The organism is Undibacterium sp., from assembly GCF_030683615.1.
GTDB classification, from domain to species: Bacteria; Pseudomonadota; Gammaproteobacteria; order Burkholderiales; family Burkholderiaceae_D; genus Undibacterium; species Undibacterium umbellatum.
Genome location: NZ_JAUXQE010000038.1, coordinates 47,689 through 71,616, shown reverse-complemented (window position 1 = coordinate 71,616; position 23,928 = coordinate 47,689). Strand labels below are relative to the sequence as shown.

Genomic DNA, 23,928 nt, shown 5'->3' with positions numbered 1-23,928 from the left:
AGGGCGGCACTGATTTCCCAGACCCGCCCGTCTGACCAGCAACTGGCTAATGATCAGTAACTCATACCCACACGCACGCCATAAGAACGCTGATCTATAAAGCTGGCCCCCATTTTTCCACCGCCTGCATTCCAGCCATTGGTCTTGGCTTTGGCATCGGTGAAGTTACGTACATAGGCCTCAATAAACCATTTGTCATTTGGCGCCACCAGCTTGAGTGACACATCGCCCTTGGCATAGGCTTTTTGTGTCAGACCAATATGAGCATTTTCAAAATTGCGCAAATCAAAATAAACCTTGTCTTGCCAGCGCATGCCTATCCATGGTGTCAGGGTATAACCATTGTCGAGTGCAAACTCTTGCGAGAAGTTCATGCCAAAGGTGAACTTGGGCGCATTCGGCATTTGATTGCCTTCCAGGTTATAGGCACGGCGACCACGCAATCTGTCATCGGTACCCAGATAAACTGCCGGACAAGGAACCGCACCAAATTCTGCACGCTGGTCACAGGCATAGCCATCATCATAAGAATCATAATCATGGATCACGCTTTTCAGGTAACTGAAGAAGCCACCAAGTTTGGCACCGGGCCATGGACGATAATCCCACTCGGTTTCTATACCCGACAAATTGACCTTGGCGACGTTGACGGTTTGCCATGCGGTTGCCACATCACAAGTCGGCGCCCATGATGGGCAAGGCAAGTTGTCTGGTGTCGTGACCTTGGCCAGGAAGTTGCTGCCGGTTTGCTGCATGTCTTTATACTGCATGGCAAACAGAACCACGGACAAGGCCAGACGGTTATCCAGCAATTTGCCTTTGTAGCCCAATTCAAAATTGGTGACTGTTTCTGGCTTGTAGGTCAGATAGGTGATCTGCTCTTTTTTATTGTCACCATACACGCAGGTAGTCTGGCCGCACTTATTCGTACGGTCACCAAAGCCGCCGGATTTGTAACCGGTAGCCAGGGCTGCATACACCATGTCGCTTGGTGTCAATTGCGCTTGTAAGCCCAGGCGGTAAGTGCCTTTGCTCCAGCTGTCGCTATGATCATTATTGGTACCAGGACCATAACCTGCATAAGCGGCTGCACCACCCAGCGTGCCCATTTGTGGCGTGATCTGGTTACCATTCGGTGTACGGTAACTATCAGTACCTGGGATGCCGTAATTAAACATGCCATTGTAGTAGCCATAGCTTTGGCCGCCCCAGCTATTGCCACCATAATTCATGCCGCCTACGTCGGTCTTGGTATCACGGGTGTAACGTGCACCCACCGTGGCCGTCAGGACTGGAGTGAATTTCCAGTCAGCCTGTGCAAACAGGGCCTTGGAATCGATTTGACGGTCAGGCTGGGCGTAGAACTGGCTGATAGGAATGTTGTTGGGGCCATAGTGCATTTGTTCCTGGCCAAAATTGATGGCATTCTTTTCATGCATCCAGAAAGCGCCAGCCACATACTGCCAGTTATCAAAACTCTGTTTCAGTTGAAGCTCATGCACGGTAGAGAGGTATTTAGAATCCAGCGTGCGCGTGAGGTTATCCGAGATAGGCCAGACTGACCAGTTGCCATCTACCGGATTGCGGCCAGTGACTTCAAAGGCATAGGGTGAGACACCACCATCATCGTCATGCAACTGGCTGCGTTTCTGGTTCGCATAGACAAAGCCATATTCCAGCGTGGTGTTCTTGTTCATGTTCCAGATAGCCTTGGAGCGCACTGTGTCTATCGACATATCCACTTTGCCTGGCACATTGATGAGCACATCATATTGACCACGTACACAAGCCCAGCGCGTGCCAGCGGACTGATCGCAGTCACGCATGCCGATGTAGCCTGCGCCAGAATCCTGGAAATGTTCATAGGCGAGTTGCCATTCCAGGTCATTATTGATTTTCAGCCTGGCAGCCAGACGCCCTGCCCACTGGTTCTGGTTATTGTAACCATCCGCCTTGGAAACTTTGCTATTGAAGCGCTGGGTCACGTCAGGTATGCCATCCGGTTTCCAGCCTAGTGCCGGGATATTCGCTTCCGAGAAATCCTGCATCTGGTTGAACGGGCTGTCCCTGGTGACTTTCATTAAGGTGGCACGCAGGGCCAGGTTATCACTGACTGCAATATTCTGTATGACATTGATATTGCGCAAGTTCAGGCGGCCGGTTTCAAATGAGGCACTGCCATAGGTAGAGCCAAATTCTGGTTTGGCCGGGATGATATTGATACTGCCTGCGGTCGAATTGCGGCCAAACAAAGTACCTTGCGGGCCGCGCAAGACTTCTACCTGGTCCAGGTCAAACATCAGCGCCTGTGCGCCTTGTGGGCGTGGCGAGTACAGGCCATCAATATGCAAGCCTGCTGAAGGATCACCAATTTCGGTGAAATTGGTGGCAGTAATACCGCGTATGGTGATCTTGACGGCGGAGTCATTGGCCTGGCCATCCATCTGCACATTTGGCAATTCGCCAGAGATGCCAGCAAGATTAGTGATGCCTTGTTTGCTCAGTTTTTCCTGGCTGAAGGCAGTCACTGCCAATGGCGTTTTCAACAAGGATGTGGCACGGCGAGTAGCGGTAACGGTAACTTCCTGCACTTCAGATTTATCTGCATCTGATTTTTTTGCTTTGGATTTGCTCTCGACTTCTGCTGTTTTGCTGCTTTCCTGATCTTGTGCCCAGGTGTATGTAGTCAGTTGTGCGCAGGCGCTGGCGACTGCCAGGCTGATCAGGGTACGCTTGGTTATTTGATGAAACATCATGTCTCCCATATTATTTTCAGTTATCGGCGGACAGTAGTGAACTGTAACAGTGGTCGCCGTGGTCCGTGCATGGATTTACATGCCGGTTTTACTGGTATTTTTTATTACTGATATTTTTTGGCTGGCATCTTTCGTGCCATGCACACATCTTGCTGAAATACTGTCTTGCTAATCCCATTTAATGGGAAGGTTTCCAATTTTACCGAAAAAACATAGTGCAACCCCCGTTTCTATTTGTCAATAAAAATGCACCCTGCACTGCGCCATGTGTTGATGTCTGCTTGGACGCGTCATGCGACAGAAGATGCCCTGATTGGTGTAGCTGACCTGCTGGTTTCAGCTGCTGTATCTGCTTTCCGCAAAAAATCTTTGTACCAATGTGCACTCAGTTTGGGCGTGCGCTCTTGCGTAGCAAAATCTACGTAGACGATGCCAAAGCGCCGGGAGCAACCTTCTGCCCATTCGAAGTTGTCCAGCAAACTCCAGAGAAAATATCCTTTCACCTGGCAACCCAGACGAATGGCTTCCTTGACGGCCAGCAAGTGGCGTATCAGGTAATCACGGCGCAGTTCATCCCGCACTTCGCCATTGGCGTCGATATGATCATCATAGGTGGCCCCGTTTTCAGTGATGTACATGGCATGCGGCTGGTAGTCATCTTGTATGCGTTTCAGCAAGCTGGTCATGCCCTCTGGTGCGATTTCCCAGCCGAAGGCGGTGCGCTCTACACCAACAGCATCAACCAGGCGTGTATTCAACGGGGAAGCACCGGGTGCATGTTCTATGATTTCTGGGAAATAGAAATTCACTCCCAGAAAATCGGTGGCGACTGCCATTGCCTGCATATCACCTTCGTGCACCACTGGGGCATAATCCCCCAGCGCTTTCCACACATCCTGGGGGTAACCACGTCCATACAATGGATCCAGATACCAGCGGTTACGCAAGCCATCATGCAGACGCGCCGCTGCGAAGTCTTCCGGCTTGTCGCTGGCTGCCGAGATAGGGTGCAGATTCAGAGCCAGACCTATACTGGCATCCGGGACATTGGCGCGTATGACGGGCGTCGCCAGGCCATGCGATAACAACACATGGTGGCAAACCTGGATGGCTGTCTTGAAGTTTTTGATGCCCGGTGCATGTATGCCATCGGCATGACCCAGCATGGCAGTACACCATGGTTCGTTATGGGTAATCCAGTGCTTGACCCTGTCACCCAGATGCTTGCTCATGACATCAGCAAATTCTACAAAGGCATGCACGGTGTCGCGCTCCAGCCAGCCGCCCTGGTCTTGCAGGTATTGCGGCAAATCCCAGTGGTAGAGGGTTGCCCATGGTTGCAGGCCGCGTTCCAGCATGCCATCCACCAGACGTGCATAAAATGCCAGCCCTTCTGGATTGGGAGCACTGCCAGGGCCGGAAAATATGCGTGGCCAGGAAATGGAAAATCGATAGGCATTGCTTCCCAAATCCTGCGCTATGTCCAGGTCTTCAGGCCAGTGATGATAGTGGTCACAGGCCATGGAGCCATTGCTGCCATCACGTATGGTGCCAGGCTGCTCACAGAAACTATCCCAGATGGAGGCAACCCTGCCACCCTCGGCTGCGGCCCCTTCGATCTGGTAAGCAGAAGTTGCCGTGCCCCACAAGAAGTCGCTTGTAAAGTCTGTGCGTCGCAATTGCAAACCAGGTGCCGCGCCAGGATGAAGAAGACTTTTGCTCATATTTTGCGTACTCACTAAAGGTGAATCAAATTAGTAATTTAGAATCCAATTAAATGGAAACGTTTCCAATATCTGTTAAAAAATTTTGAGCATTCGCTGCTCATCATTTTTCATATAGTACAAACTCTTGTCCGCACGCTAGACAGTGTTGCAGGACAGCGCTTTTTTTGGCCTCACTACCTGTCCTTCCTGTTCTATTTATTGAACAGTCAGACAGCTTTTATGCATCCAGCTACTTACCGCATGGAAAACTGAATTTCCAGTATCTGCATCCTTCATTAATTACATATAAGGTCATATGGAAAGGTTTCCATGTTTTCATAAAAAAAATGAACAGTCAAGAAGTTCCATTCATTATTTTTATTTTATTTGCAGCATTTCCACAACAAATTCCGTAGGGAAATTTTCAATTAATTAAGGTCATTTTTAAATTTTTTCAAATACCTAAAACAATTGCCTCAACCGGCTTTACGCTTCTGTGGTGCGGGCCTGGCGAGGGAAGCACGCATGGTCAGCTTGATAGGGTAGTCGCGCACCACCGGTCGCTTCATGTCATAACAACGGTTCAACAATTCATTTAGGGCGCTGAGCGTGACATCGCGCCATGGTATATGCACAGAAGTCAGCGGTGGTGCTGCGTAAGCCGCACTCATGGTGTCATCGTAGCCTATGACAGACACGTCATGCGGCACTGAAATACCGGCTTGCTGGAAGTAAGACAAAGCCCCCAGGGCCATTTCATCATTGGCGCAAAACAAGGCTGTGAAGGCGTGGCCGGAATCCAGTAATTCCTTGGTGCAATTCCAGCCACCTTCTGGCGAGAAATCGCTTTCGGCTATCCACATATCTGTGGTATTGATGCCAGCCCGGTTCAACTCGCCAAGGAAGCCGTTGATGCGTTCAACGTTGTCCGGTGAGCTTGCGGGCCCGGCGATGACTGCGATTTTTTTGTGTTTGTATTCGAGTAGTGCACGGGCAGCCATGACACCGCCATAGACATGGTCGGCAGAAAAACACTGCTCGGCGATGGTTTCTGATTCGTGGTTCAGGACTACCAGACGGTCACGCTTGGGGCCAAGGATGGAAAAATCCTCATCCGTCAGCACATTACTCATGACGATGAGACCATCACAACCACGCTCCATCAAAAATTCTATGCCCTCTATACCCTGACGCCGTTCATCGCCTATGCCGACACCAAAGGCAACCACCATATGCAATCCAGCCAGGCGTAATTCTGTATCGATGGATTGCAGGATGGGCATGTAGAAGGTGCCCTTGAGCACAGGGATATATACCCCTATCATTTGCGAGCTGCCAGACAATAGGCTGCGGGCCGCATGAGAAGGGCGAAAATCGAGTTCTGCTATCGCCTTCCTGACACGCTCCCCGGTTTTGGCCGACACGGAACCCTTGCCACTGACCACGCGCGAAGCCGTCCCCAATCCCACACCCGCCAGGCGGGCCACATCCTTGATTGTCGCCACTTGATTCTTTTCCCAAATTATTGATTAGCCCAGTATATAAAATATTTACCCTGCCTGTTGTGAACAATTTTCAGCGACTATAAGCGCAAGCCTGATGTCGCCTCAAACAGAGACACCCTGCCAGCATCAATATCGAAACTCACGACCTCACCCACGCTGAAGTTGCGATTGTCATGATCCAGCAAACACAGTTGCTGACTACCCACATTCAGCCACAGCAATTGGTGGTTTCCCATAGGCTCGACCAGGCCCAATTGGCCACTGTATGCGCCATTTTCCCGCATTTGCATATGCTCTGGCCGGATGCCCAGCACCACCCTTTCAGTTTCTGGCTTTTGCGCATCGCAGACATAAGCCGACATGTTCAGCTCCATGTGCTCGCTGATGAAACTCTTGTCAGCGCCAAGTTTGCCCGGAATGAAGTTCATCGCAGGTGCGCCCAGAAAGCCAGCCACAAACATATTGGCCGGACGTTCATACACCTCTGTGGGCGTACCCAGTTGCTGTATCTTTCCTGCCCGCATGACGACGATGCGGCTGGCCAGCGTCATGGCCTCTACCTGATCATGCGTGACATACAGCATGGTGGAACCCAGATTCTGATGCAAGAGCTTGAGTTCACGCCGCAGTTCTGTACGCAACTTGGCATCCAGATTGGAGAGTGGCTCATCGAACAAAAAGACCCTGGCTTCCCTGACCAGTGCACGGCCTATAGCCACCCTTTGTCTTTGGCCACCGGACAATTGCGCAGGCTTACGTTGCAGTAAAATTTGCAATTGCAGCATCTCGGCTACACGTGCTATACGCTCTTGTATCTCCGCTTTTGGCACGCCATTGATGCGCAAACCAAAAGACATATTCTTTTCCACCGTCATGGTAGGGTATAGGGCATAGGATTGAAACACCATGCCTATTTGCCTGTCACTGGGTTCTGCATCGCTGACATCGATACCAGCAATTTCTATGCTGCCTGCTGCAATATCGATCAAGCCGGCAATGCTGTGCAGCAAGGTTGATTTGCCGCAACCAGACGGTCCCAGCAGGACCAGGAACTCGCCTTCTTCAACATCGAGATCCAGTTGCTCTATGATCGTTTGACCACCCAACTCTATACCCAGATTCTTGAGACTTACATATGCCATGCACTCGTCCTTAACCCTTGACCGCGCCAGCGGCAATTCCGCGTACAAACCAGCGGCCTGATATGAAATAGATGGCGAGCGGCAGCAAGGCAGTCAATATGGTTGCTGCCATATTGACGTTGTACATTCTGGTGCCAGTCGTCGTGTTGATAACATTATTGAGTTGCGCCGTCATGGGCAAATGCTCACGCCCGGCAAATACCAGGCCGAGGATGTAGTCATTCCATACGCCTGTGACCTGCATGATGGCTGCCACCACTATCATGGGCAGGGACATGGGTAACATCAGTTGCACAAAGATACGGAAAAACCCGCCGCCGTCTATGCGTGCTGCATGAAACAATTCCTGCGGTATGCCCAGATAATAATTGCGGAACAACAAAGTCATGATGGGCATGCCAAAGATGACATGCACCATGACTATGCCGGGCAAGGTACTGAATATATTCAGAGTAGCCAGCACACGCACTAGCGGGAACATCATGACTTGTACGGGAATAAAAGCCCCTGCCAGCAAAATGCCAAAAAGGATTTGCGCACCACGCGGTCGCCAGAAAGTCAGCGCATAGCCATTCAAGGCGCCAAGGAAAATCGCCAGCACGGTGCTGGGCAAGGTAATCGCTACCGAATTCCAGAAACCGCCGCTGATACCTTCACAGGCCACACCTGTACAAGCGGTACTCCAGGCTTGCCGCCATGGTTCCATGGTGATGTCCGTGGGTAAGGCAAAGATATTCCCAAGGCGAATTTCATCCATGGACTTGAACGAAGTCACCAGCATGATATACAACGGCAATAAAAAGAATGCCGCAGCAGTTAGCAGGAAAGCATAAATGCCAATGCGAGCTGGTGTCCATGTGCGCCTTGCCTGTCGCTTCATACTTTCCCCTCGAGGGTACGGGTACAGGCGCGCGCATAAGCATAGGGTATCAGCAAGGCCAGCACTGGCAACAGCATCATGATGGCACCGGCAGATGCCAGCGCCAGATTGGCGCGCCCGAATAAATGGTCCATGATGAACTTGGCTGGTACTTCACTGGCTGTGCCAGGGCCACCCTGGGTCATGGCTTCGACTGCATCAAACAGTTTGACGACGGCAGTTGCCAGCAATAAAAAAACGGTGGCGAAATTTGGCGCCAGCATGGGGATGATGATGGACAGGTAAACCCGCCAGGCCGGTATGCCATCGATGCGGGCGGCTTTCCAGATATCTTCGTCGATGCCACGCAAACCTGCCAGCAACATGGCCATGACCAGGCCCGAGGCTTGCCAGACCGTGGCAATGACGACAGTGTAGATAACCATGTCCTGGTCGATGATCCAGTCAAACTGAAAGTCCTTGAAACCCAGTTGGCGTATGCCTTGCTGTATTCCTATGCCGGGTGTCAGCATCCATTGCCACACCAGGCCAGTGGCGACGAAGGACATGGCATAAGGGTACAGGAAGATAGTGCGCAAGACACCTTCACCGGTAACATTCTGGTCGATGAAAACTGCCAATAGAAAACCGATGACAACACAGGCAAGAATGAAAAGCACGCCATACATTGCCAGATTATTCAGCGACAACAACCAGCGCTCATTCTCAAACAGGCGCTCATACTGCGTCAGGCCGACGAAATTATTTATAGGTAAAGTGCGCGAGCTGCTCAGTGATATTTTCAATGTCCACAGCACTGTTGCCAGATAGCCGAATACCACAGTCAAACTCATGGGCAACAGGGCCGCATGAGGTATGAGCTTCAGATGCAGCTTGCCTTTGGATCTGGCGTAGCGAGAAGTAGCTTGCATGTGTGCGTATGTAGTTTGTCGTTGGTAGCTTATGCTCAATTTTTCAGTGCGGCGATGATATTCTTTTGCGCCTTTTCTACTGTCATATTGGTGTTCCAGTAAGCAGTCAGGACATCGGTCAAAGCACCGTTTTGATCAGGCGTCAGATAGATCTCGCCTATGCCAGCGTGGCGACTTTTGTCCTTCATGATTTCCATCCCAGCCTTGGCGCATAGATTCATTTGTGTAGGATCAGCGTCATTCCGGACAGGAATGGAGCCTTTGAGTTTATTGAATTCAAGTTGCGGTCCAGGGGCGACCATGATGCTGGCCAGCAGTTTTTGTGCCTTGATGGTTTCTGCATTGCGGCTCTTTGGGAAGACAAATACATCGCCTTGTATCAGGTAGGGCGCTTTTGGCCCCAGGCCTGGCATGCAACCATATTCACGGCCAGCAACTTGTTTGGCGGCGACAAATTCACCCATGACCCAGTCACCCATGATTTGCATGCCAGCCTTGCCATTGATGAGCAAGGCTGTACTGTCATTCCAGTTGCGCCCTGGTGATGCAGTGTCGATATAGGAATGCAGACGCTTGAAGCTCAGCAGCACTTTACGAAAGGCTTCCGAGTTCATGGCTGCGGTGTCACGGTCACGTATCACGCTCAGGTAGAGGTCTTTGCCGCCCACATTCGCCAGCATGGCCATGAAGACGATAGTTTCTTGCCATGCCTGGCCGCCATGTGCCAGCGGTATCAGACCGGCTGCCTTGAGCTTGTCTAGCGCAGCAAACATTTCATCCGGTGTCACGGGTTCCTTGTCTATGCCCGCTTTTTTGAAGGCTGACTTGGAATACCATATCCAGGTCGGCATATGAATGTTCACTGGCACGGCATAATAGTGGCCCTTGATCTTGAGCACATTGCGTATCGGCTCAGGCAAAGTCTTGTCCCAGTTTTCTCTGGCGGCGATCTCATCGACATTGTTCAACATGTCTTGCTCGACCACGTCCTGAAATTGTCTGGAAATATTGAACTGCGCCGCCGTCGGCGGATTGCCGCCCACCATGCGGTTGATAGCGACAGAGCGGGCCTGGTCGCCGCCAGCGATGGCAGTATCAGCCCAAGTGCCGCCTGCGGCGCGATAGGCATCAGCAAACTTGGCGACGGCGGCTGATTCACCGCCGGAAGTCCACCAGTGCATGACTTCCGTCTTTTGTCCGGCTGACTGCGCAGGCAGATGGACAGACGCAAGGCTGGCCAATACCATGGCCAGCGCCGGTTTATTCAGTTTACGCATTTTGTCTCCGTGTTGACGGTATCCAGACAGCAGTTCTTGGCCTGCTTTTTTCTGGTGGCTTTCCAGTGTTCTATTCTTGCTTGTGTTAATTTAACACAATTGGAAACGTTACCATAAATCCTGGCAAAATATAACACCCTGGGTTTTCAAGTGTCAACAAATTGTCGTCGAGAACAAACAATGCGGTATCCATACTGGCAATTTTTGTTGCTGGATAAATGTCGGTTTCAGCGTTGCAGCATTTTTTCACGTAATTGCGCAACGATGAGATCGACAAAACTTCTCACCTTGACATTCGCGTAACGCCCCTCTCTGTGTACCACATGCACTGGCAAGGGAGCGGTTTCATATGCCTGCATGACCCGACACAATTGTCCGTCATCAAAATACCCGCCCACCTGGTAAGAAAGAAGCCGGCTGATGCCCAGGCCAGCCAGGCTGCCTACTATGGCAGCATCGTTGCTGCTGACCGTCAGACGCGGCTTGACCTTGACAGCCATATTCTGCCCGGCATGGGCAAAGCGCCATTCCACCATGGGGGTGACGCCAGTAGCGGCAATGATACTGTGCCTGCTTAATTCATCCGGATTGGCTGGCGTGCCATGTTGCTGCAGATAAACGGGTGAGGCGCACAGCACGCGGTGTATCTGCCCTACCCGTATGGCTTTCATGCTGGAATCTGGCAGCTCGCCTATGCGTACACCAACATCCACACCTTCTTCCAGCAAATTGACGACACGGTCGAGGAATAGCGCAGACACATCCATGGCTGGGTAGCGCTGTAAATATTCAACGATGCCGGGCATGACAAACATTTTGCCAAACATCACGGGAGCAGTGACAGTCAAATGCCCACGCGGTTCGGCATTGATGCCAGCCGTGGCCTCGTCAGCGGCCTCAACATCAGCAATGATGCGGCGCGCATCTTCCAGATAACGCTGCCCTGCTTCTGTGACCCTGACAAAACGGGTACTGCGATTGAGCAGCTTGACACTGAGCCTGGCTTCCAGCGCGGCGATGGCACGGGTGACAGCCGGTGGCGACATGGCCAATCGACGGGCAGCGGCAGCAAAGCCCTCTTCTTCAGCGACTGCCACAAAAACCGTCATCAGATGCAGCTTATCCATAGCACTCCAGCAATTATTCCGCAATTTACAATAATCAATTGTAAATGATGGCTATTCTTCAGACAAACGATATTGCGTAAATTGCTCCTTTACAAATTCGCACTCGTCACTTAAAGGATGAATAAATATGGATAAGTCAAAAGAAATTGCCCGCCCTCCCTTGCCTCCCTTTACACTTGAAACAGCAATGCAAAAAGTGCGCATGGCAGAAGATGGCTGGAATAGCCGCGACCCGGACAAGGTGGTGCTGGCCTATACCGTGGATACGGCTTGGCGTAACCGCCATGAATTCCCGCAAGGTCGTGAGCAAGTCAGGGAATTTTTGCAGCGTAAATGGGCGGCTGAACGCGAATACCGCCTGATCAAGGAATTATGGGCTTTTCGCGACAATCGCATTGCCGTGCGCTTCGCCTATGAGAGTTGCGATCATGACGGTAACTGGACACGTTCTTACGGTAATGAGAACTGGGAATTTGCTGATAATGGCTTAATGCACAGACGCATTGCCAGCATTAATGATCTGCGCATCAGCACAGATCAACGCCTGTTTCACTGGCCCCAGGGTAAGCGGCCAGATGATCACCCTGGACTCAGTGATCTGGGTTTATAAGCAAACCCGATATCCAGTCCGAACAGAGGGCGCAGGAAAGATACCCGACGTATGATTTCATAACTGAAGAAGCAAGTTGCTGCCGTCAGGGCAATTAACAAGATTCCTTCTGTGAGCGCAGGCAGCGCCAGCGGCTTCATGCTATGTGCCATGATGACGATATAAGTCTGATGCAGGATGTACACAGGAAACACAGCCTGCGTCAGATAGCGTCGCGCCGGGCTGTCGACATTCAGATACTCTTTTGCATAGCCACAGGCTGCAATAATCGCTGACCAGCCCATGCAAACCCATACGCAGCGCTGGAGCATGAGTAGCCATTTTGGTGTTTCGGGATAATCGATATTGAAATAAATGATCAGGAAGAGCCAGCCACATGCGGCTATCCTGAGGGCTAACCAGCGCATGGCAGCCAGCTCTTGCCAGAAGGTCGATGAATTCGCGACCAACGCACCAAACGTAAAGATAAACAAGTAACAGGCATGGTTATACCAATCGCCCGTCAGGCCATTATTGGGCGGGAAAGAACTGAGCAAGCCCATGCGTACCATCGCCAGATAAGCGGCAGGAAAAACCAGGATGCGCCAGCCCTTCATCTGTTTTTGCAAGCAGCTACGGGCGGCCTGGAACCAAGCTGGTTTATAAGCCAGCCAGAACCACAGCAACACACTATATACCCACAGGTAGGACACAAACCACAGATGGTTCCAGGTAGGCAGGTCCAGTACCTTGCCTTCGATCTTGAAACCACGGAAGCGATGCAGGTATAACTGCATGAATTCATTATAGCTGCCTGCATAGGCCAGTTTTTCCACGACTTCCAGATAAGCCTGTGGTGGCACCACGATGTACATGCCAAAAATCAATGGCAGCAAAAGACGCAGGCTGCGGCTGCGCAAGAATTTCCCGGTGGCGATTTTTTCCAGCATGAAGGCAGATGCCACACCAGAGATGAAGAACAACAGGCTCAGGCGCCAGGGGCTGGTCAGCATCATCAGCGGTTGAATCGCACTACTTGCATGCGGACTTTTGACATGCCAGCCCCATTCCACATAGTACATGCCCACGTGATACAGGATCAGCAGGAAGAAGGCAATGATCCTGACCCAGTCAAGAAAGTATAGCCGCTGGGACGGCAAACCTGGCAATGCGAGGCTTGAATTTGACATGGCTATTTTCTGGCGTTGATGAACACAGGTGCCATGCTAAGAGCATGATCAGATTCGTACCAGAAAAATGTGGCAGACTGGATGTGGGCAGGGGTGAAATGGAAACCTTGCACTCTCCAGATCTATCTGGCTAAGCCTTGTACCACTTCATCCCGGTGTTGACGGCTGCATGGCAGTCGTATGTCGTTCAGCAGTACCAGCTCTGCATCGCCCTTTTGTGCCGGCACGACCTGGGTAATCTGGTCCAGCCTGACAATATGGCTGCGGTGGCACCGCACAAAGCCATTGCCCAGCCTTTCCTGCAAACCAGATAAGGTTTGCCTCATCATGTGCTGCTGTTGAGCGGTATGGATGACGACATAATTGTCCGCCGCTTCCAGCCGTATGATGTCGGTCAGTTTGATGACGGTGACACGGCCTTTTTCATTCAAGAGCAAATGCTGATCTGTCTGGATTTTTTTTGCGCCGCTCCTGCGTTCCTGAACTTTTTGGAGAGAGCGCAAGAACCTCGTTTCATCAAAGGGTTTAAGCAAATAATCTATCGCATTCGCATCAAATGCCTGCAGGGCAAACTGGTCATAGGCGGTGACAAAGATGATCATAGGCACAGGCGCTGTCAATTGACTGGCGACGGTAATACCATCCATCTCCGGCATCTGTATATCGAGAAAGACGAGATCTGGCTGCTGCTTGTGTATACACTCCAGCGCTTCCTTGCCATCCCGTGCTTCCGATACAACTGCGCCTGCCAAATGCTCGGCCACCAGGCGTCTGAGCTTGTCTCTGGCATAGGCTTCATCATCGACGATGAGGATTTTCATGTCGCTAAGCCCCCGACATCAAAGGCAAGCGCAGCTCGGTCATAACACCAGCAGGTACCAGGTTGCTCATCTGGAGGCTAGCTTTATCTTGATACAAAACTTGCAGCCGCTGTCGCAGATTACTGATGCCCAGGCCTGGGCCTTGATCACTCTCATGCAAATGCCCGACATCATCCGCAATGCGTATGATGACTTGCCCTTCCTCCCTATATGCACTGATCTTTAGCTTAGTAAGCTGGCTGCGTTTTTCCACGGTATGCTTGAAACTGTTTTCGAGTATGGTCTGCAGGCTCATGACGGGTACTTTACTGGCCAGCACTTCGTCAGCAATGTCCCAGTGGATTTCAACCCTGTCGACAAAGCGCAGGCTCATCAACTTCGCATAGGCTTGCAGCAGATTCAGCTCATCTGCGAGGCTGGTTTCGCTGTGCTGGCCCAAGTCCATACTGGCGCGCAAGAGTGAGGCGATCTGGCTTAGTGCAGTGTCAGCCAGTTTGACATCGCTATACATCAGCGATGAAATGGTATTGAGTACATTGAACAGGAAATGCGGCTGCATCTGTTGTGTCAACCTGTGCAATTGCGCCTCGCGCAACAGAGCCTGGGATTTTTCTGTTTTTTCTTTTTCTTCCATCAAAGAGGCATAAGCTTGCAGGCCAAATATGACGACATAGAACATGCCAAAAAACAGGAATATCTTGCTGCATTCATAAAAATAAACCTTGAGCCAGCCATCATGTTGGTAGCTGAGTCCCAGCAAGGCATATACCGAGTGGCGCAGGCTATATACCAGCACAACAAATAATGTGCTGAACAAAGGCAGAGACTGTATTTGTTGCCAGAACCATTTGGCTGGCGTCTGCAGCAAACGCCTGTCAGTCAGTTTTCGCTTTTGTAGCAAGAGCAGGAATGTGCCAACGAGAGCAGAAGAGCTTTCCCAGAATATGGGTTCCCAGATATGCTTGCCGCCACCTTTCAGATGATCTTGCACAGCCACGGTCACCATCAATATCCAGAACAGAAACCAGCCTGTGATTACTGGTTTCTTGATTTTATCCCGATACGCCAGTCCGTCCATCATTGCGCCACAAGATTGCTGGTGCCCAGCCATTTGCCACTTGCACTCAAATCACGGGTCATTTCCAGCACCAGTTTTTCCACTGCCATGGCAGCATTCGTCAAAGGGATATTTTTTGATGCGCAGAGTGTCACAGTGCGTGATAGTTGTATATCGCTGATGGGGCAGGCGCGCATTTCGCCACGTTCAATTTCTGCCAGCATTGGGGAGACAGGTAAGATAGTTGCGCCCATATCAGCCTGCAGTGCAGACTTTAGAATTGCGATCGAAGTGATGTCGATGACATTTTCTATGCGCATTCCCTGCTGCCGGACCACCTGCTCTATGCGCGGCCGCACACCGTGTTGTATGCTGGGCAAAATCAGCGTAGCCTCCAAGGCCTGCGCCAGGGTAATCGATTTACGTTTGCAGGCAAATTGCGAATCCGTACGCGTGATGTACATCATTTCTTCTTCAACCAGTGGCTTAGTAGTGAAGCCACCCAATTGACCATCATCAAACAGGATGGCGAGATTCAAACGACCTGAACGTAATTGCTCAGTCAGGTTGCCCGTCAATTCTTCTGTCAGTTGAAACACGATATCTGGGTATGCAGTACGCACTGCTTTCAAAAGGGGAAAAGCCAGAGCGCCTGAAGCACTTTGCGGTATGCCCAGCGCGACTGTGCCGCTGGGTTTATCGGTCGACTGCGCGACAGCCGATTTGGCATCGCTGACTTGCTTCAAAATCGCCAGCGCGTGCTCATAGAATATTTTACCGGCATCGGTAGCTTGCATGCCCTGAGCAGACCTGTGCAGCAAAGTTGCGCCCAGTTCTTCTTCGAGTTGCTGCAATTGCTGGGTCAGGGCGGGCTGCACGATATGCAGCACCCGTGCGGCACGCGACAGCGAGCCGTGATCGACGATGGCAATAAAATAACGTAGCTGGCGCAATTCCATTTTTCTTATTCCACAGGCTTGATAGCCCGTCTTTCTATTGATGAAGACAGGATCAGGGAAGTTGACGTCACACCGCAACGTGCCAGGCTGGTGATCACACGCTCCAGCTCGCGCACCGAAGGTGCAACGACTTTGACGATCACGCAATCTTCTCCTGTAATGGCATGGCATTCAACTACTTCTGGTACTTGTTCGGCAATTTTCAATACTGGCGTATCGGTTGCACGGCTGGCAATGCGAACAAAGGCGGTGATGCCATAACCCAGCGCTTCAGGGTTGACCCTGGCATGGTAGCCAGTGATGACATTCGCCGCCTCCATGCGCTTGATCCTTTCAGTCACGGCAGGCTGGCTAAGATGTATGCGCCGACCTATCTCGGCCATGGTGACCCTGGCATCTGCCTGCAAAATCTCGAGGATTTTGCCATCCATCAGGTCCAATTCTATCTTCATGGGAAAAGCCTGCTTTTTCGTTGAGATTAAAAGAAATGTACCTGATTTACCTTTGATTATCCATTTAAAATTCAATGTCACTAACATACACTGTTTACTTGAAATTAATTTTAGCCTTCCCAGTCATGCGCCATTTGCCACGTAAAGTCTTACTTGCCCTGCTCACTGTTTATATAGTCTGGGGTTCCACTTACTTTGCCATACAAGTGGCACTGAAGGCATTCCCGCCTTTCATGATGATAGGTACACGCTTTCTAGTCGCAGGGGCTATCCTGTATGCATGGCAAAAATGGCGCGGTGCAGCCAACCCGACTTTGCGTGAATGGCGCGATGGCGGGATTGTCGGCATCCTGATGCTGGGTGGCGGCACCGGTTTGACAGCAGTGGCACAACAATATGTCTCTTCTGGCCTCACTGCGGTTTTCATTGCTTGCTCGCCCATGATCTTGTCTGGCCTGTCCGGCCTGTTTGGTGACTGGCCCAAACGCCGTGAATGGGTCGGCATATTCTGCGGTTTTGCCGGAGCCATGCTGCTGGCATCAGACGGCCAGTTCTCGGCTCAACCTTTAGGCATACTGTTCTTGCTGGGGGCGATACTGTGCTGGGACGTGGGTTCAATTTTGTCGCAAAAGAAACTCAAGATGGCAGCAGGCGGCATGGGTTTTGCCAGTGAAATGCTGGTAGGCGGCTTATTCCTGTTTATTGTCAGCCTTTTTAAGGGCGAGCAACTGACGGGTGAAGTCACCATAAATGCGGTGGCTGCCTGGGGTTATCTGGTAGTGGCAGGCTCCTTGCTGGCGTTCACGGCCTATATGTATTTGCTATCCAAAGTACCGGCTGGTCTGGCTGCCAGTTATGCCTATGTCAATCCCGTCATCGCGGTTGCCCTGGGTGTGGCGTTTGGGGGTGAACATTTGTCCGTGCGCGAGATGCTTGCCATGAGCATCATCCTTGGCAGTGTGGTCGTATTGACGAGTGCGCATCAAAAGCCCAAGGAACAAACTGCCAGTTAAAGATTGAAGGCAACCTGAAAAAGAAACAGCGGAACAGCAAAAGTCTGGGGACACTTGCTTTTCCTGCTTTAAAAGAATTCGGCAGTATCGTTGGATACTTCCGTATGCAAGTCCCCGCTGGTCACCAGTGCTTCGTAAAAACAAGTGCGGTTACGTCCATTCGTCTTGGCAAAATACAGGGCCTGATCGGCCCGGCCAACGATGGCAACGGCTGGTTCAAACGGGTCTATGCGGGCATAGCCTATGCTGATGGTCACCGTCCCCACCTGCGGGAAATGGTGCTGCTCCACATTCTGACGAAACCGCTCAAAAATGCTATGGGCATCTTCTTGCGAAGTAGAGCGCAGCAAAATCACAAACTCTTCTCCACCGAAACGGAATAAGCGGTCTGAAGGCCGGAAAGAACTACGCAAAAGATTGGCAATGAGGATCAGGACCTCATCACCATATAAGTGGCCAAACTGGTCATTCACACGCTTGAAGTGGTCAATATCCAGTACGGCAAGCCAGTGCTGACGTTCAGGTTCATGGCTGCGGCGCTCTTCTTCTTCACGCTCGGCTTCGGTGCTGGCACGTTGCTGCAAGGCGCTGCTACGTAGCACCTTAGAAAAATTATCATCAAAAGTCTTACGATTAAGCAAACCTGTCAGTGAATCGCGCTCACTGTAGTCAAGCAGGTTCTGGAAGTTGCGGTAGACAATCAGCATGCCGCTGACGACTTCCATGGTGGTCGCCGTGTAATTGGCTGGCTTATAGATTTCCAGACAAGTGTGCAGCTTTTCATTGATCCAGATGGGCAACCAGATAATCTTGCCGCCCTCAATGGAATGTTCAATGACTTGCTGCTGCAATGCAATACCCTCTTTCAACTGAGGGAAGAATTCTATGGAGTCACTTGATGAGGGGGCAGTCTGGGTCTCATCGGTAATTGCGACATTCCCATCTTGTATGCAGATATGTGGCTTAATAAAGACTTGCTGACCAACAGAAACTACATCGAGTACCCGCGCCGACTCTGCGTTGGTCAATTGACGCAACGCAGTAATCACTGAAATATTCAGTAAATCGTGATCGCGATGCCCGGTAATTTCTACCAGGTGTTTAATGATTGATTCCATGCCCCGTATTCCTGCATCTTCCTGCCGATTCCAGCCGATCCCTGCATCATTACCAATACGAACTCGCCAGCAATAAACAACACGGCACTTGACTCAAGTGCGCAAATTACCCTTATGCAATAGTATAACAAACAGGGCTGGCTTTACCTGATATTCTGCAAACAATTCCAGTACGACCATGTTTTAGGTAAAAAATACTAAATATTCAGACAAAAACTTTTGTAAATAACGACAAGCTTTCTGTCCTGCGCAGAACTAAAGTAATATAAACAGGGCTTAAGCAAAATTGTCTCAGCAAGGCGTAGCGACGAAGACAGTACTTTAGTACGGCGACGAGTTGCAATGCAGCTGGGGTAGGTTTGCGTAAGCCCAAATAACAAGAGATCATTTCAACCGTTTTTTTATTGGCAGGATGAAACCATGTGCAAACCACAAGTGAAGTTATCCACCCCGGCCATGATGGCGATACTGATGCCTGCAATGATGGTTAGCAGTGCGGCATATGCCGGGTCTGTCGTCCAGGTTACGGACAGCGGTGGCCAGCCAGTTCTGGATGCGGTGGTCTATGCAGAACTAGCCAGCGGGCCACAGCCTGCCAAAATGGCCAATGCCGAGATACAGCAAAAAGACAAGAAGTTCATGCCCTTTGTCACGGTGGTGCAAACTGGCACCTCGGTCTCATTCCCGAACAATGACACTGTCAGGCATCACGCATATTCATTTTCACCAGCCAAGCCCTTTGAATTGAAGCTGTACTCTGGCAAACCTGCTACCCCTATCGTCTTTGACAAAGCGGGAACGGTAGTTGTTGGCTGTAACATCCACGACCAGATGGTGGCCTATATTCATATCGTGGACACCCCTTACTTTGCCAAGACCGATGCCGCCGGTACGGCCCGCCTGCCCAATATGCCCGCCGGCAAATATGTCCTGAAGACCTGGCATCCGAAACAGCCTACGACTGCCAGCGTGCAGGAGCAAAGTCTGCAAATGGACAGCAACAATCCTGCTGTCACAGTCAAACTGAATTACAAGGCTGTATAAGATTACTTTTCCATGCACATTTTGAGGAAAGTTCATGCGTTTGCATAGTTTGGAAAGCCGTGTCGTTACCCTCTTCATAGGCTTGCTATTGACGGTACAACTGGCAGCTTATTTTGCCATTGGCAATGCCATCGACAGAAATGCACGCGATGCCGTTGAAGACAGGTTGATAATCAATGAGAAATTCCTGCTACGCCTGCTTGATCAAAATGCACAAAACCTTATACAGGGTGCCATTGTCCTGGCTAAGGAATATGCCTTTCGCGAAGCCATAGGCACGCATGATACTGAAACCATCGTTTCCACATTATCCAACCACGGCAATCGCATAGGTTCAGACCTGACCATGCTGGTTGGCCTGGACAGGAAAATCACGGCATTCTCGAACACCAGCAAAAACAACCGCACTGGCAATGGTAACGGTGCGAATAATGAATTGAGCAACAGCCTGCAACAATCAGTCGCCACGCTGATACAGACTGCAGAAAAGTCCGGCAGTGCTGCCAGGACTGCTATTGTCGATGGCAAGCCCTATCAAATGGTCGTTGTACCTATTGAAGCTCCAGTCACGATCAGTTGGGTGGTCATGGCTATTCCCATAGGCAAAGCCCTGGTGAGTGATATGCATGCATTGTCACGTATGCAAATCACTTTGCTGACCTCGGAAAAACAAGGGCGCTGGGCAGCGAATGTCTCCAGCATGAGCGACGAAAATGCCAGCAAACTGGCGCAACAATTGCCCAGTGCTGAAAAACAGGTCAGTTATCTGCCCGCCTTACAAATCGATGATGATCAATACAGCGCCCGCATACTCAAACTGGCACAAAATGAAGACTTCAGCACCATCGCCGTGCTGCAATTATCCATCAGCGAGGCAGTTGCGCCCTTTAAGGAATTACAACGCAACATCCTGATACTAACCGTCCTGGGTGCTGTGGTTGCCAGCATTATTAGTGCCATCACGGCACGCCGCATTACCGGGCCAGTACGTCAGCTCGCAGAAACTGCACGTAGCCTGGGTGCCGGTGACTACACGGCCACCATCAACGTCAAACAAAAAGATGAAATTGGCGATCTGGCGCGCACCTTCATGACTATGCGCGATGGTATTGCCCAGCGTGAGAAGGAAATCAGCCGGCTGGCTTACTGGGATACCCTGACCAATTTACCTAACCGTGCCCTGTTCACCGACATGCTGGAAGAAGCCATTGCCAGTGCACGCTCCCATGAAAAGTCCTGCTATGTGCTGATGATGGATCTGGATCGTTTTAAACATGTCAACGACGTCATGGGGCACCGTTTTGGCGATATCCTGCTGAACCAGGTTGCCATACGCCTGTCTGCGGAACTCGGCGCCGGCGGCACTAAACCAGCCCGCCTTGGTGGCGATGAATTTGCCATACTCCTGCCGCACAGCACAAAAGAAGATGCGCTGGATCTGGCGAACCGCATCTTGCGCTCGCTGGAAAAACCTATTTCCATAGAAGACCAGACTGTCGATCTGGGCGCAGGCATAGGGATTGCCGGCTTCCCAGAACATGCCAGCGATGCCCAGACCTTGCTGAGCCGTGTCGAAGTCGCCATGTATGCCGCAAAACTCGGCAATAGTGGCGCCATCGTTTATTCGCCGGATATCGATAAATCCAGCCAGCAGAGTCTGTCTCTGCTGAGCGAGTTGCGGGCGGCGCTGGAGCAGCAAGCCTTCCGCCTGTATGTACAACCCAAGGTCGACCTGATCCATGGCCAGGTGGTTGCGGTTGAAGCACTGGTACGCTGGATACATCCTGAGCGTGGCTTTATCTTTCCCGATCAATTCATTCCCTTTGCCGAGCAAACCGGCTTCATACGGCAACTCACCCACTGGGTCATGAATGAAGCAGCACGAGTATGCCGTGTCTGGCAAGAGCAAGGTATCAACTTGAAAATCTCGGTCAATATTTCTACCCGCGATTTGCTGGATCAGGACTTGCCAGCCAAATTTGCCCAGATATTGCACACCAATGAAGTTGAAGCAGCCTCGTTTTGCCTGGAAATCACTGAAAGTGCCATCATGGATGACCCGATCAGGGCTTTTCAGACCCTGGACAAATTACATGCCATGGGGCTGGAGTTATCGATCGATGATTTTGGTACCGGCTATTCGTCGCTGGCCTATCTGAAACGCCTGCCCGTCCATGAATTGAAAATCGACAAATCTTTCGTGCTGAAAATGGAAAAGGATATAGACGACACCAAGATCGTCAAGTCCACTATCGACCTGGGCCACAACATGGGCTTGCGGGTGGTTGCTGAAGGAGTGGAAAACATCGAAGTCATGCACTTGCTAAAAGAACTGAGCTGCGACCAGGCCCAGGGTTATTACATCAGCAAACCCATGCCCTCAGCTGACTTACCCGCCTGGCTGTGTAAATGGCAAGATCAGCATGCGCAATCTCAGGAAGCCTGATCAGGCCAGGTGAACGAACTGACCTGATTTGCGGTCACGCTTGCGGTTGTACATGCGACTATCGGCAATCTTGATCAGGCGCACATAGTCACAGCCATCTTCCGGAAAACTGGCCCAGCCTATCGACACCCCGACACTGACCACGATATCGTCAAGCGAAATGGGTTGCTCAACAATATTGCAGATTTTTTCCACCATATTATTGATGTCTATGGAGTTCTTTGTGTCTTTCAGGAGCAAGACAAATTCATCGCCGCCATAGCGCGCCACTTCATCAGTATCGCGTATGGCAGAGCGCAGGCGAGCGGCAATAATCACCAGTGCCTTGTCACCAGCATCGTGGCCGTGATTATCATTGATGTACTTGAATCGGTCCAGATCGATAAACAACAAGCTGAAGCCTTCACTGGCACCAGGGTTTTCCAATGCGTGTTTTTGCAGGTAGTTAATCTGAGTGAACAGGGATTCACGATTCGCTACCTGGGTCAGCTTGTCATAGCGCAGCTTGTTCTCCATCTCGATAAAAGTTTGGGCCAGCATGCCTATTTCGTCAGTGCGGCAGATTTGCAGACTAGGCATGGGTTCGCCATTGCCAAATTTTTCTGCCGCTGAAGTCAGCTTGCGGATGTCGCGTATAACGCGCTCGACAATGGTCAAGCCTATGGTCAATGCAAAGATGATGCAAGCCAGGGCAACCACCATACTTTGCATGAAACCCTGGTTGATACTGCTCATGAAGTCAGCACGTGGTACCGCTACCACAGTCAGCCAGTTCAGGCCCTGCTTATTGCCTAGCGGTGAAATTGCCACATCGATGGTGCCACTGCTGAGTTCTATGGACTGGGTCTGGGTAGCTGGCAATTTCAGATTCCCCACCTTTTGGAAGGTTTCGCTGATCAGGGGAGTCTTCATGTCGATAGCACGCATGCGCTCGGGCGTGCCATTGACGGTGCGTTCTGGCAGCTCCTGGCCAGAAGTGGCGACGATATAGCCATCAGCATCGACAATGTAGGCGACACTGTTTTTACTGATTTCCAGCTTGCGCAGGAAATTCGATAATTCCTTGAGTGTCAAATCTGTCGCCATGACACCGGCAAATTCATGGTTCTTTTGATAGACTGACTTGGCCAGGGTGATGGTCGGATAATGGAAAGAGAAATTATTATAGATTTTTGACCAAACCGGCTTCTCTGAGTTTTGCGCCGTCTTGTACCATGGCCGCAATCGAGGATCAAAATCATCGCTGCGCAAGATATTCGAACGGTCACCCACATGACTGACACGAAATACCGTGCGCTTGTCACTATCAGGCTCACGCCAGAATAGCTGCACGGTTTCTCTGGAAACCCTGTAGACACCGACAAAACGCCCATCGCTACCACCGAAATAGACATAATTATTGACATCCATGAACAAACCACTGGCAGCCCAGAATTTCTCTTCCAGGGCTTTCATGTCAGCAGAAAAGCTCTGCACCTTGGGCAAATTGATGGAGCTGGGAGCCACGGATTCCAGTGCTATCAAGGCCCCATCCAGATGTTTTTCAGTCGCATGGTTGATGCGGTTGACCATGTCCACCAGGATACGCTGGGTCAGGGTATAGACGGCGTCCGTCCCGGCCTTCATGGAGACCCAACCTATAGCGGCAGATACACCGATCACCAGCACTGTAATCGGTATCACCAATTCTCGACGCAAAGACGAACGACTCATACTTGGGCTCAAAAAAAACAATCGGTAATTATCTCTTGCTGACTCCAGTCTCCTCCGACTGACCGCCTACAGCTGTTGCGCTTGAAATTGGTCAGGAATTATTCCCGGAAGAAAAATCAGGGGCTTAAGTATATACCGTTAAAAATTGTTAAAACCAACTTATGCAGCAACACAGAAATTAAATCTTGCGTATTGTGGTAAAGGGACGCATACGCCAAAGCA

Annotated in this window: 19 protein-coding genes; 4 read left to right on the top strand and 15 right to left on the bottom strand. The window is 50.9% G+C overall.

Going from position 1 to position 23,928, the window contains the following annotated elements:
* Positions 1–53: 53 nt before the first annotated feature.
* The 8 genes from Q8K39_RS21340 to Q8K39_RS21305 form a co-directional block, all read right to left on the bottom strand.
* The gene (locus Q8K39_RS21340) at positions 54–2,753 is read right to left on the bottom strand and encodes a TonB-dependent receptor (protein WP_305263216.1); all 2,700 of its coding nucleotides are present in this window, start codon (positions 2,751–2,753) and stop codon (positions 54–56) included.
* 293 nt (positions 2,754–3,046) lie between these two features.
* On the bottom strand, positions 3,047–4,480 hold the full coding sequence (locus Q8K39_RS21335; protein WP_305263215.1) for a GH1 family beta-glucosidase: 1,434 nt from the start codon (positions 4,478–4,480) through the stop codon (positions 3,047–3,049).
* Between the two features lie 458 nt (positions 4,481–4,938).
* On the bottom strand, positions 4,939–5,967 hold the full coding sequence (locus Q8K39_RS21330) for a LacI family DNA-binding transcriptional regulator (RefSeq protein WP_305263214.1): 1,029 nt from the start codon (positions 5,965–5,967) through the stop codon (positions 4,939–4,941).
* A 77-nt stretch (positions 5,968–6,044) separates the two neighbouring features.
* On the bottom strand, positions 6,045–7,109 hold the full coding sequence (locus Q8K39_RS21325; RefSeq protein ID WP_305263213.1) for an ABC transporter ATP-binding protein: 1,065 nt from the start codon (positions 7,107–7,109) through the stop codon (positions 6,045–6,047).
* Positions 7,110–7,119: 10 nt separating this feature from the next.
* Complete coding sequence (locus tag Q8K39_RS21320; protein WP_305263212.1) at positions 7,120–7,989, bottom strand: carbohydrate ABC transporter permease; 870 nt, start codon at positions 7,987–7,989, stop codon at positions 7,120–7,122.
* On the bottom strand, positions 7,986–8,822 hold the full coding sequence (locus tag Q8K39_RS21315) for a carbohydrate ABC transporter permease (RefSeq protein ID WP_305263345.1): 837 nt from the start codon (positions 8,820–8,822) through the stop codon (positions 7,986–7,988). Before Q8K39_RS21315 ends, Q8K39_RS21320 begins: the two co-directional genes overlap by 4 nt.
* A gap of 113 nt (positions 8,823–8,935) precedes the next feature.
* Complete coding sequence (locus Q8K39_RS21310) at positions 8,936–10,177, bottom strand: ABC transporter substrate-binding protein (RefSeq protein ID WP_305263211.1); 1,242 nt, start codon at positions 10,175–10,177, stop codon at positions 8,936–8,938.
* A gap of 227 nt (positions 10,178–10,404) precedes the next feature.
* On the bottom strand, positions 10,405–11,304 hold the full coding sequence (locus Q8K39_RS21305) for a LysR substrate-binding domain-containing protein (RefSeq protein WP_305263210.1): 900 nt from the start codon (positions 11,302–11,304) through the stop codon (positions 10,405–10,407).
* 127 nt (positions 11,305–11,431) lie between these two features.
* On the opposite strand from Q8K39_RS21305, the gene Q8K39_RS21300 reads away from it, so the two are divergent.
* Positions 11,432–11,914, top strand: coding sequence for a nuclear transport factor 2 family protein (locus tag Q8K39_RS21300; protein WP_186953908.1), 483 nt, complete (start codon positions 11,432–11,434; stop codon positions 11,912–11,914).
* Here Q8K39_RS21300 and Q8K39_RS21295 read toward each other — a convergent pair.
* The 5 genes from Q8K39_RS21295 to Q8K39_RS21275 form a co-directional block, all read right to left on the bottom strand.
* Positions 11,884–13,083: an acyltransferase family protein gene (locus tag Q8K39_RS21295; RefSeq protein ID WP_305263209.1), complete on the bottom strand. Its 1,200-nt coding sequence runs from the start codon at positions 13,081–13,083 to the stop codon at positions 11,884–11,886. The genes Q8K39_RS21300 and Q8K39_RS21295 overlap by 31 nt on opposite strands.
* A 122-nt stretch (positions 13,084–13,205) precedes the next feature.
* Positions 13,206–13,904, bottom strand: a complete 699-nt coding sequence (locus tag Q8K39_RS21290) for a LytTR family DNA-binding domain-containing protein (protein ID WP_305263208.1) — start codon at positions 13,902–13,904, stop codon at positions 13,206–13,208.
* A 4-nt stretch (positions 13,905–13,908) separates the two neighbouring features.
* On the bottom strand, positions 13,909–15,015 hold the full coding sequence (locus Q8K39_RS21285) for a sensor histidine kinase (protein ID WP_305263207.1): 1,107 nt from the start codon (positions 15,013–15,015) through the stop codon (positions 13,909–13,911).
* Positions 14,982–15,920 (bottom strand): LysR substrate-binding domain-containing protein, encoded by a 939-nt coding sequence (locus Q8K39_RS21280; protein WP_305263206.1) that lies wholly within the window; start codon positions 15,918–15,920, stop codon positions 14,982–14,984. Before Q8K39_RS21280 ends, Q8K39_RS21285 begins: the two co-directional genes overlap by 34 nt.
* Before the next feature lie 5 nt (positions 15,921–15,925).
* The gene (locus Q8K39_RS21275) at positions 15,926–16,372 is read right to left on the bottom strand and encodes an Lrp/AsnC family transcriptional regulator (RefSeq protein WP_186953904.1); all 447 of its coding nucleotides are present in this window, start codon (positions 16,370–16,372) and stop codon (positions 15,926–15,928) included.
* Between the two features lie 98 nt (positions 16,373–16,470).
* On the opposite strand from Q8K39_RS21275, the gene yedA reads away from it, so the two are divergent.
* Complete coding sequence (yedA, locus tag Q8K39_RS21270) at positions 16,471–17,385, top strand: drug/metabolite exporter YedA (protein ID WP_305263205.1); 915 nt, start codon at positions 16,471–16,473, stop codon at positions 17,383–17,385.
* A gap of 68 nt (positions 17,386–17,453) precedes the next feature.
* Here yedA and Q8K39_RS21265 read toward each other — a convergent pair whose 3' ends face one another.
* A complete protein-coding gene (locus tag Q8K39_RS21265) occupies positions 17,454–18,503 on the bottom strand; it encodes a GGDEF domain-containing protein (protein WP_305263204.1) in 1,050 nt (349 codons plus the stop codon).
* 420 nt (positions 18,504–18,923) lie between these two features.
* Here Q8K39_RS21265 and Q8K39_RS21260 point away from each other — a divergent pair, with 420 nt between their 5' ends.
* Positions 18,924–19,547, top strand: coding sequence for a methylamine utilization protein (locus tag Q8K39_RS21260; RefSeq protein WP_370868663.1), 624 nt, complete (start codon positions 18,924–18,926; stop codon positions 19,545–19,547).
* Between the two features lie 34 nt (positions 19,548–19,581).
* Entirely contained in the window at positions 19,582–21,993 is a 2,412-nt protein-coding gene (locus tag Q8K39_RS21255; RefSeq protein ID WP_305263203.1) for an EAL domain-containing protein, read from the top strand.
* Here the strand turns inward: Q8K39_RS21255 and Q8K39_RS21250 are convergent, their stop codons facing one another.
* Complete coding sequence (locus Q8K39_RS21250; protein WP_305263202.1) at positions 21,994–23,706, bottom strand: diguanylate cyclase domain-containing protein; 1,713 nt, start codon at positions 23,704–23,706, stop codon at positions 21,994–21,996.
* Positions 23,707–23,928: the final 222 nt, after the last annotated feature.